This is a genomic window from Aquabacterium sp. UBA2148 (genome assembly GCF_002328915.1).
Lineage (GTDB): Bacteria > Pseudomonadota > Gammaproteobacteria > Burkholderiales > Burkholderiaceae_C > Aquabacterium > Aquabacterium parvum.
This window is the reverse complement of the sequence record NZ_DCXA01000020.1, coordinates 19341-27130: the sequence shown is the minus strand read 5'-3', so window position 1 is coordinate 27130 and position 7790 is coordinate 19341. Positions and strand designations below refer to the sequence as shown.

Sequence of the window (7790 nt, the reverse complement as noted above, 5' to 3'; positions counted from 1 at the left end):
TTGCTGCCATTCGGCCAGCGCGGCTTGTTCGTCCAGGCGCGTGGCCTGTCGCCGCGCGGCACCGAAGTCGATGGACACCAGGCGGATGCCCAACTCGGGGCCTTGTTTGACGGGGGCTTCGTTGGAGGTGTCGCGGCGGTAGGCGGCTTCGAGGTCGATGACGCTGCGGAAGGTGCCATCTCGGCGATCGCCTTGGGCGGCTTGCCAGCGGGACTCGGCCAGGCGCACGTCCAGCCTGCGCTGGCGGGCCGCTTCTTCGACGCTTTGGGGCGTCCACGCCGAGGCTTCGGGCACGGGTGGCAGGCGATCGGGCAGTTGCAGGCGAGCGGCTTCTTCGCGGTTCAGGCCGAGCAGGCGCACCAGGGCTTCGCGCGCGGCCAGGGCCTGGCGCTGGGCCTGTGCCTGGGCCAGCCGGGCTTCGACCTCGGTGGCTTCGTGGCGGGCGGTTTGCGCGGTGCTGAAGTGGCCGGCCTGCTGCATGCGGCGGGCCAGTTCACCGGCGGTGGTGCCGGCGCGCAGCACGTCGGCCTGGTAGGCCAGTCGCTGCTGGGCGGCCACGGCCTGCACCCATTGCGCGCGCACGTTCTGCACGTGCTGCAACACCTGGCGCGCGAGCCGTTGCTGCTCGGTGTCGATGCGTCGCTCGGCCGCCTGGTGGCGCCAGGGCCAGCTCAGCAGGTCGAACAGACCCAGGCTCCAGGTGCGGCCGATCTCGACCTCGTCGCCCTGGGTCAGGCGCTCGATCGAAAAGCCGATGAAGCCGGGTCGGGCCTGGGCGCGCTCTCGTGCCGCCTGGGCTTCGCTGCGCGCCAGCAAGGCGAGCAGGGCAGGGCTGTGCCGCAGGGAGAGCGCGACGGCCTGGTCCTGGCCAAGGGGGCCGTCGGGCAGGGCGTGCGCCGTGGTGCCGGAGGGGGAGTCTGCGGCCGCACTGGACTTGCCGGGGCCGCTGGCGTCCAAGGCGCCTGGCCAGGGCAGGTTGGGTGCATCGGGCACGCGCTCTTTCAGCCAGGTGTTGGCGGGGTGCGGGTCTTGTGCGGTGGTGGTGGCGGCGCAGCCGGCCAGCACGATCGCGGGCATCAGTGCGAGCCAGGGGGGCAGTCGCCAAGTCAGGACGGCATGCTGCCGCCCCGGGCGTTGGCCTGGGCGTGTGTTGCTCATGGTGTGGTGCGTCGGCCAGTTCTTGGCGACGGATCTCGTTGGCAAGGCCCTGCGCCGGCGCTCGGCGCGCAGGCGAGGGGTGTCAGGGGGAGATCAGGCCCGGGGTGGCCGGAACAGGCCGTCGATGTCGTCGCGGCCGTGGGGCGTGCTCACGGCCCAGCTGGGCGGCGAAACCGGTGGCGCATCGTGAAACCAAGCCCAGCTTGGTGGCGACATCACACCGGCGTGGCAGAGGTCGCACAGGGAGCAGGTGTGGGTGGGGGTGTGGCCGGCGCTTCCCTGGTCCGGGTCAACCGAGGCTTGGGGGCCATGGCAGGGCGCCGAGTGTTCGGCTGCTTGGTCAAACGAGGCGGCAGCAGGGGCGTGAGCGCTGTGCAGGGCTTGCGGAGTGGCCTGGCTGGACGCAACGCGGGCATCGTGGCCCGGTACCGGCATGGGCATGACCGCCCAGGCCCAGCCGCGCAGGGGCAGCAGGGCGATGAGCAGGGTCAGCAACGCGACACGCCAGAATCGGGTCATGCCAAGAAGTGTAGCGGCTGCTCTTTTAGAATGCAGCCTGCCAGAAGCCTGGCGCACCCCTTCGCGCTCCTTTCTACCCACACCCCGCCTGCCATGCCCCACTCTCCCGCTCCGGCCGATGCCGATCCCGTTGCCCACATCGCACCGCGTGACAAGGCAGAAATCCTGGCTCAGGCGCTGCCCTACATCCGCCGCTTTCACGGCAAGACCATCGTCATCAAGTACGGCGGCAACGCCATGACCGACCCCGAGCTGCAAGCCGACTTCGCCGAAGACGTGGTGCTGCTCAAGCTGGTGGGCCTGAACCCGGTGGTGGTGCACGGTGGCGGCCCCCAGATCGACGCCGCGCTGAACAAGGTCGGCAAGAAAGGCCAGTTCATCCAGGGCATGCGCGTGACCGATGACGAGACCATGGAGGTGGTCGAGTGGGTGCTCGCCGGCGAGGTGCAGCAAGACATCGTCGGCCTCATCAACGCCGCCGGTGGCAAGGCCGTGGGCCTGACCGGTCGCGACGGTGGCCTGATCCGCGCGCGCAAGCTCAAGCTGCTCGACCTAGCCGACCCCAGCAAGGAACACGATGTGGGCCAGGTCGGCGAGATCGAGTCGATCGACCCCAGCGTGGTCAAGGCCCTGCAGGACGACCAGTTCATCCCCGTCATCAGCCCCATCGGTTTTGGCTCGCGCAACGAGAGCTACAACATCAACGCCGACCTGGTGGCCTCCAAGCTGGCTCAGGTGCTCAACGCAGAGAAGCTGGTGCTGCTGACCAACATCAAGGGCGTGCTGGACAAGCAGGGCGCGCTGCTGACCGACCTGACTGCCCGCCAGATCGACGAGCTGATCGAGGACGGCACCATCAGCGGCGGCATGATCCCCAAGATCGAAGGTGCCATCGACGCGGCCAAGAGCGGCGTCAACGCCGTGCACATCGTCGATGGCCGTGTGCCCCACGCCATGCTGCTGGAGATCCTGACCGATCAGGCCTACGGCACCATGATCCGCAGCCACTGATCGCAACGTGCGCCCCCCAGCTCGTCGCTGCGCGCCTTCGCAGCCCCCCGAGGGGGAGGCGGCCGACCTTGGGGCGGCCCGGCGGCAGGACCCTCCGATCTGGCTGTTCGACCTCGACAACACGCTGCACGACGCCAGCCGGGCCGTTTTCTGGCGCCTCAATGGCGCGATGACCGACTACATCGAGGCCGAACTCCAGGTCAGCCGCGAAGAGGCCGACGCCCTGCGCCTGCATTACTGGCGGCGCTACGGGGCCACGCTGATGGGCCTGGAGCGGCACCACGGCATCCGCGCCGCGCATTTCCTGGCCCAGACGCACACGCTGCCCGGCCTGGAGCGCGACCTGCACATGCCGCCTTCGCACCGCGCTGCGCTCAAGCGCCTGCGCGGGCGCAAGATCCTGCTGACCAACGCGCCAGCCGAGTACGCCAAGCGCGTGCTGACCGCACTTGATTTGAGCGACTGCTTTGAAGCGGTGGTGTCCATCGAAGGCATGCGCGTTTTCGGCGAGCTGCGCCCCAAGCCCGATGCGCGCAGCCTGCGCGTGGTGCTGGCGCGCCTGAAGCTGCCGTCGCACCGCTGCGTGCTGGTCGAAGACACCGTGGCCAACCTGCGCAGCGCGCGCCGCCTGCGCCTGCGCACGGTCTGGATGCAGCACTACCTCAAGGACAACCCGCACGGGCCAGAAGCCGGCCTGGCGTTGCATGGCAAGCCCAGTTGGGTGTGTGCCAGAATCAGGTCACTGCGGTCGCTGCACGCCTGGACATGACGACACCACAAACCCCGGTTCCCGTTGCCGACCCCGCAGCCGCCGCAGCGGCAACCCAGCGCACGCGCCCCAAGCCGGGCGAGCGCCGCATCCAGATCCTGCAGGCCCTGGCGGCCATGCTCGAGTCACCCGCCACCGAACGCGTCACCACCGCAGCCCTGGCCGCCAAGCTCGATGTCAGCGAGGCCGCGCTGTACCGGCACTTCGCCAGCAAGGCGCAGATGTTCGAGGGCCTCATCGGCTTCATCGAAGACAGCCTGTTCACGTTGGCCAACCAGGTCATCGAGCGCGAAGCCGATCCAGCTTCGCAGATCGCTCGCATCGTCGCCGCGGTGTTGCGGTTCGCCGAGAAGAACCCGGGCATGGGTCGGGTCATGGTGGGTGACGCGCTGGTGCATGAACACGAGCGTTTGCATGCGCGCATGAACCAGCTCTTCGATCGATTGGAGTCGACCTTGCGTCAGCCGGCCCGCGCCCTGGCCGAGTCACGCGGCTCGCAGACTCCCACCGTCGATGCCCAGGCCATGGCTTCGGTTGCCATCAGCCTGGTGTTGGGGCGGCTGCACCGGCATGCGCGAACGGGCTTTCAGCGCCAGCCCACCGAGCACCTCGACGCGAGCTTGCGCACCCTGCTCAGCGGGGGCTGACGCGACGGCGCAGCCATCCCAGGGCGCCACAGCCCAGCAGCCCCGTCAACCCCAAGACCCACGTCGTGGGCTCTGGCACCGGGGTCATCGTCACGCTCTGGATGGCCAGGCCTGTCGAGGTCGACGTGTCACCGCGATCAACCACGCCCAGTGCCAGCTCGATGTTGTTGAGTGCCAGAGGGCCTGCGTCGTCGCTGAAGGTGTGCGTGAAGGTGAACCAGCCGCTGCCGTGCTGGAAGCCAGCATAACCTTGCAGGTCTGCAATCTGGGGGGTGCCCAGCTCGAACAGGCGACCACCGATGGTGGCGAAGGCCAGGTCCGGCAAACCCGCGACCGGGTCTTCGTTGCTCAACAACTGCCAGCGAAAGCTCAGCGTGTCGCCAGCGCTGACCCAAACGGTGCGCGAGATGACCGAGCCTTCAAGCGCCTGATGCAGCACCCCGTCGATGCTGGTGTCGAGTGCACCGATGTTCAGCCCGGCCAGCTCTTCCACGCCACGTGGCTGTTGCGCTGCGATCGCTCCGCTGCCCACCACGGCCGAGCCGGCGACGTCGTCCGATGCATCGAAAGCGGTGGTCAGCAGCAGGGTGATGTCGCTGGGGGCTGCGACATCACCCGAGACGCTCCAGCCATCGAAGGCCGGCGACACGGGTTGCGCGCCAATGATCGTCACTTCATCGGGTTGGTTGATGACGACCGACGCCTGGGCGGTGGCAGACAGGGAGGCCCAGGAGGCCAGGGCGATGAGCGATGCGGAGAGGCGGGGCATGTGAGGTTCCTGCGTCTGGAGTCTGAGCCTGCAATCTAGGTGCGCGACGTGACAGGCGTGCCTGCGGCGATGTCGATCCGTCGCAGGCTGATCGGATCAGGCTTGCAGGCCACCGAAGCGCGCATGGCGTCGGCGCGCCAATGTGCCGGCGATCAGCAGACCCGCCAGGCCCATGCCCCAGGCGTCGGGCTCGGGCACGGCGGTCACGGTGAATTGGCCTTGCAGCAACATGTTGCCGGCGAAGGTCGCCTCGCCGGCCAAGGCCGAAGGCTGGGTCAGCGAAGCCGCTTGGTAAGCGCTCAGCAGCACCGTGAACTCGTCACCCACCACGCCAGAGAAGCTCAGGTTCAGTGCTTCGCTGCCCGTGCCTGATTGCAGGCCCAGGTAGCTGGCGACGCCGTTGCCGCCTTTGAGCACGTCCAGGGACAGGCCGAGGTCGTTGACGCTGGCCGATCCGCCCAACAGGAAGTCGGCCAGGCCACTGAAATTGACCGTCACCGATTGGCCAACGGTTTCGCCAGCATCGGCGACCACCCGCAGGACCAAGCCGTCCAGCGAGAGGCTTTGCGTCAGCTCGAAGCTCTCGATGCTGCCGGTGCCACTGGCCTGCCAGAAGTGCGAGGCGTCCAGCGTCAGCGACGTGCTGGCGCCGGTCGCGTCCACCGACACCATGTGGGTGTGGCCATCGCTGACGTTGGCGCCGCCCTGCGCGCTCGGCTCGAAGACCTGGAAGTCGCTGAGCAGCACGGTGTCGGTGCCGGATGCGTCCGCCAGGTTGCCAGTCACGCTGCGCGAGGCGGTGATGCCATCGATGGTGGCCGACTGGGTGATCACATCGACCGGGGTGCCGGTCGAGACGATTTGCAGGCGGGCGGCGTGGGCGCTCGTGAACGAGGCCAGGGTGAGCAGCGCAGCCAGCGCCACACCGTGTTGTCGAAGGTGGGTCATGATGAACTCCTTGTCATGCCATCAGCTGGGGGCGATCAGGGCAGGCGGGTGATGCGGTTCTGGGCACCGGGTGCCACGCCGCTCGGGTTCGCTTGCAGGTAGGCTTCGAAGGCGTCGGTGTCGACGGCGCCACCCAGGCGGTTGGTGCCGTCCTTGAGCACCGCGAAGGCGTCACCACCGTCGGCCAGGAAGCTGTTGACCGTCACGCGGTAGCTGGCGACCGGGTCAATGGCCACGCCGTTGAGGGCCATGTTGCTGACCTTGCTGCCGCAGGCGGCACCAGCGCTCCAGGTGTAGCTGAAGCCCTTGGAGACCTGCAGGATGCGGTCGAACGTGGTCTGGCCCAGGCAGTTGGCGAACTGGGTTTCCAGCAGCGTCTTGATCTGGGCTCCGCTGAGCGTCAGGGTGACCAGCGAGTTGCCGAAGGGCTGCACGGTGAAGGCGTCACCATAGGTCACGTCGCCGTTGGGGGCGTTGAACGGCAGGTCGGCGCGGATGCCACCCGGGTTCATGAAGGTCACCACCGCTTCACCCATGCCGACGTCGTTGGTCGCGTCGAGCTGGGCATCGGCGATCACGTCGCCCAGGGCCGATTCGCCCGCAGCGTTGGCTGTGCGGCTGATCGCGGCGGTGATCTTGCCGATCACGCGGGACTTGGGCGTGGCGGCCAGGCTGTCGTAGTGGGCAACCAGGTCGGTCAGGGCCGGGTCTTCTGCCGTGGCGGTGCCGGTGCCGGTGACCAGGTTGTTGGCGGTCACGCTCAGCACGTCCTTGGTTCGCGTGTCGATGACGACGTCGATGTCCGTGAGGTTGCGGGCGTACTGGCCACCCGAGGTCACGCGCACGTTCTTGCCGGCGCTGTTGGGGATCAGGCAGTTGTAGGCGGCGTGCGTGTGGCCGGAGACCACGAGGTCAACGGCTGGGTCGAGTCGGTTGACGATGTCGACGATGGCTCCCGAGATGCCGGCGCAGCCGTTGATGCCGCCGGTGGCCGCGCCACCTTCATGGATCAGCACGACGATCGACGCAATGCCCTGTGCCTTCAGGCTTGGCACCAGGGCGTTCACCGTGTTGGCCTCATCGCCAAACTGCAGTCCAGCCACACCCGAGGGCGACACGATGGTGGGCGTGCCCTCCAGCGTCATGCCGATGAAGGCCACCTTGTTGCCCAGGAAGTCCTTGACGCCGTAAGCGGGCAGGACGGTCTGGTTCGAGGCGGTGTCGGTCACGTTGGCGGCCAGGAACTTGAAGCGCGCGCCTGCGAACTCGCCATCCACTCGCTTGTCCACCGGCAGACCCAGGCCGGAGTAGATGTCTGTCGGATGGTTGCCGCCATGCTGCATGCGCAGCAGTTCGTCCTTGCCTTCGTCGAATTCGTGGTTGCCCACGGCGTTGAAATCGATGCCGATCCGGTTCATGGCTTCGATGGTCGGCTCGTCCTTGAACAGGGCCGAGGTCAGGGGGCTGGCACCGATCATGTCGCCAGCCGAGATCACGGCGTGCAGCGGGTTGGCGGCCTTCAAGGCCTTGATGCGGGTCGAGAAGCGGGCGACGCCGGGGTTGCTCGACGAGCCCTCGCCGGCCTTGATGTAGCCGTGGAAGTCGTTGAAGGCGATCAACTTGACCTTGAGGGTGGTGCCCACGCCCGAGGCCTTGGCGGCACTGAGCAGGCGCACGCGCTCAGCCGATGAAATCTTGCGGTTCTTGAGCAGCTCGAACGAAACGTTCGAGACGTGGCTCAGGAAGGCGGCCTGGCTGCCCCAGGCTGATTCGTCGTCGAAGGCGTCGTCCAGGGTCTTGCAGTCGGTGCCGAGCACACGATTGTCCACGCCGGTGGCGTAGGTGTCGAAGGTGAGGGTGCCTGCGGAAGAGCCCACGGTGCAGGCCTGGGCAGCCGCGAGGCCGCCAAAGGACATCAGCAGGGCCACGGCGACGGAACGCAACTGGAACATGGGAACTCCTGGGCAAG

8 protein-coding genes are annotated in these 7790 nt (G+C 67.8%); 3 read left to right on the top strand and 5 right to left on the bottom strand.

Annotated elements, in window-relative coordinates:
- Both B2W70_RS01220 and B2W70_RS01215 read right to left on the bottom strand, forming a co-directional pair.
- Window positions 1–1158, bottom strand: a 1158-nt coding sequence (locus B2W70_RS01220; RefSeq protein WP_286742125.1) for a TolC family protein, incomplete at its 3' end; no start/stop codon positions are given.
- 93 nt (window positions 1159–1251) lie between these two features.
- Entirely contained in the window at window positions 1252–1677 is a 426-nt protein-coding gene (locus B2W70_RS01215; protein WP_286742124.1) for a hypothetical protein, read from the bottom strand.
- A gap of 93 nt (window positions 1678–1770) precedes the next feature.
- Here B2W70_RS01215 and argB point away from each other — a divergent pair, with 93 nt between their 5' ends.
- From argB to slmA, 3 genes are read left to right on the top strand one after another with little or no spacing between them, the layout of a single operon-like run.
- A complete protein-coding gene (gene argB, locus B2W70_RS01210) occupies window positions 1771–2688 on the top strand; it encodes an acetylglutamate kinase (protein ID WP_286742122.1) in 918 nt (305 codons plus the stop codon).
- Between the two features lie 7 nt (window positions 2689–2695).
- A complete protein-coding gene (locus tag B2W70_RS01205; protein WP_286742121.1) occupies window positions 2696–3457 on the top strand; it encodes a pyrimidine 5'-nucleotidase in 762 nt (253 codons plus the stop codon).
- Window positions 3454–4104 (top strand): nucleoid occlusion factor SlmA, encoded by a 651-nt coding sequence (gene slmA / locus B2W70_RS01200; protein ID WP_286742120.1) that lies wholly within the window; start codon window positions 3454–3456, stop codon window positions 4102–4104. The genes B2W70_RS01205 and slmA overlap by 4 nt, the downstream gene beginning before the upstream one ends.
- Here slmA and B2W70_RS01195 read toward each other — a convergent pair.
- From B2W70_RS01195 to B2W70_RS01185, 3 genes are all read right to left on the bottom strand, one after another.
- Window positions 4091–4873 carry a PEP-CTERM sorting domain-containing protein gene (locus tag B2W70_RS01195; RefSeq protein ID WP_286742119.1) on the bottom strand — a complete coding sequence of 261 codons (783 nt, stop codon included), beginning with the start codon at window positions 4871–4873 and terminating at the stop codon, window positions 4091–4093. The genes slmA and B2W70_RS01195 overlap by 14 nt on opposite strands.
- A 96-nt stretch (window positions 4874–4969) precedes the next feature.
- Window positions 4970–5821 carry a PEP-CTERM sorting domain-containing protein gene (locus tag B2W70_RS01190; protein WP_286742118.1) on the bottom strand — a complete coding sequence of 284 codons (852 nt, stop codon included), beginning with the start codon at window positions 5819–5821 and terminating at the stop codon, window positions 4970–4972.
- A gap of 35 nt (window positions 5822–5856) precedes the next feature.
- On the bottom strand, window positions 5857–7773 hold the full coding sequence (locus B2W70_RS01185) for a bifunctional metallophosphatase/5'-nucleotidase (RefSeq protein WP_286742117.1): 1917 nt from the start codon (window positions 7771–7773) through the stop codon (window positions 5857–5859).
- Window positions 7774–7790: the final 17 nt, after the last annotated feature.

What these genes read in the sequence shown, in the direction of transcription:
- B2W70_RS01215 (WP_286742124.1), bottom strand. Translation starts at nt 1,677, where the DNA reads ATGACCCGATTCTGGCGTGTCGCGTTGCTGACCCTGCTCATCGCCCTG.
- argB (WP_286742122.1), top strand. Translation starts at nt 1,771, where the DNA reads ATGCCCCACTCTCCCGCTCCGGCCGATGCCGATCCCGTTGCCCACATC.
- B2W70_RS01190 (WP_286742118.1), bottom strand. Translation starts at nt 5,821, where the DNA reads ATGACCCACCTTCGACAACACGGTGTGGCGCTGGCTGCGCTGCTCACC.
- B2W70_RS01195 (WP_286742119.1), bottom strand. Translation starts at nt 4,873, where the DNA reads ATGCCCCGCCTCTCCGCATCGCTCATCGCCCTGGCCTCCTGGGCCTCC.
- B2W70_RS01185 (WP_286742117.1), bottom strand. Translation starts at nt 7,773, where the DNA reads ATGTTCCAGTTGCGTTCCGTCGCCGTGGCCCTGCTGATGTCCTTTGGC.
- slmA (WP_286742120.1), top strand. Translation starts at nt 3,454, where the DNA reads ATGACGACACCACAAACCCCGGTTCCCGTTGCCGACCCCGCAGCCGCC.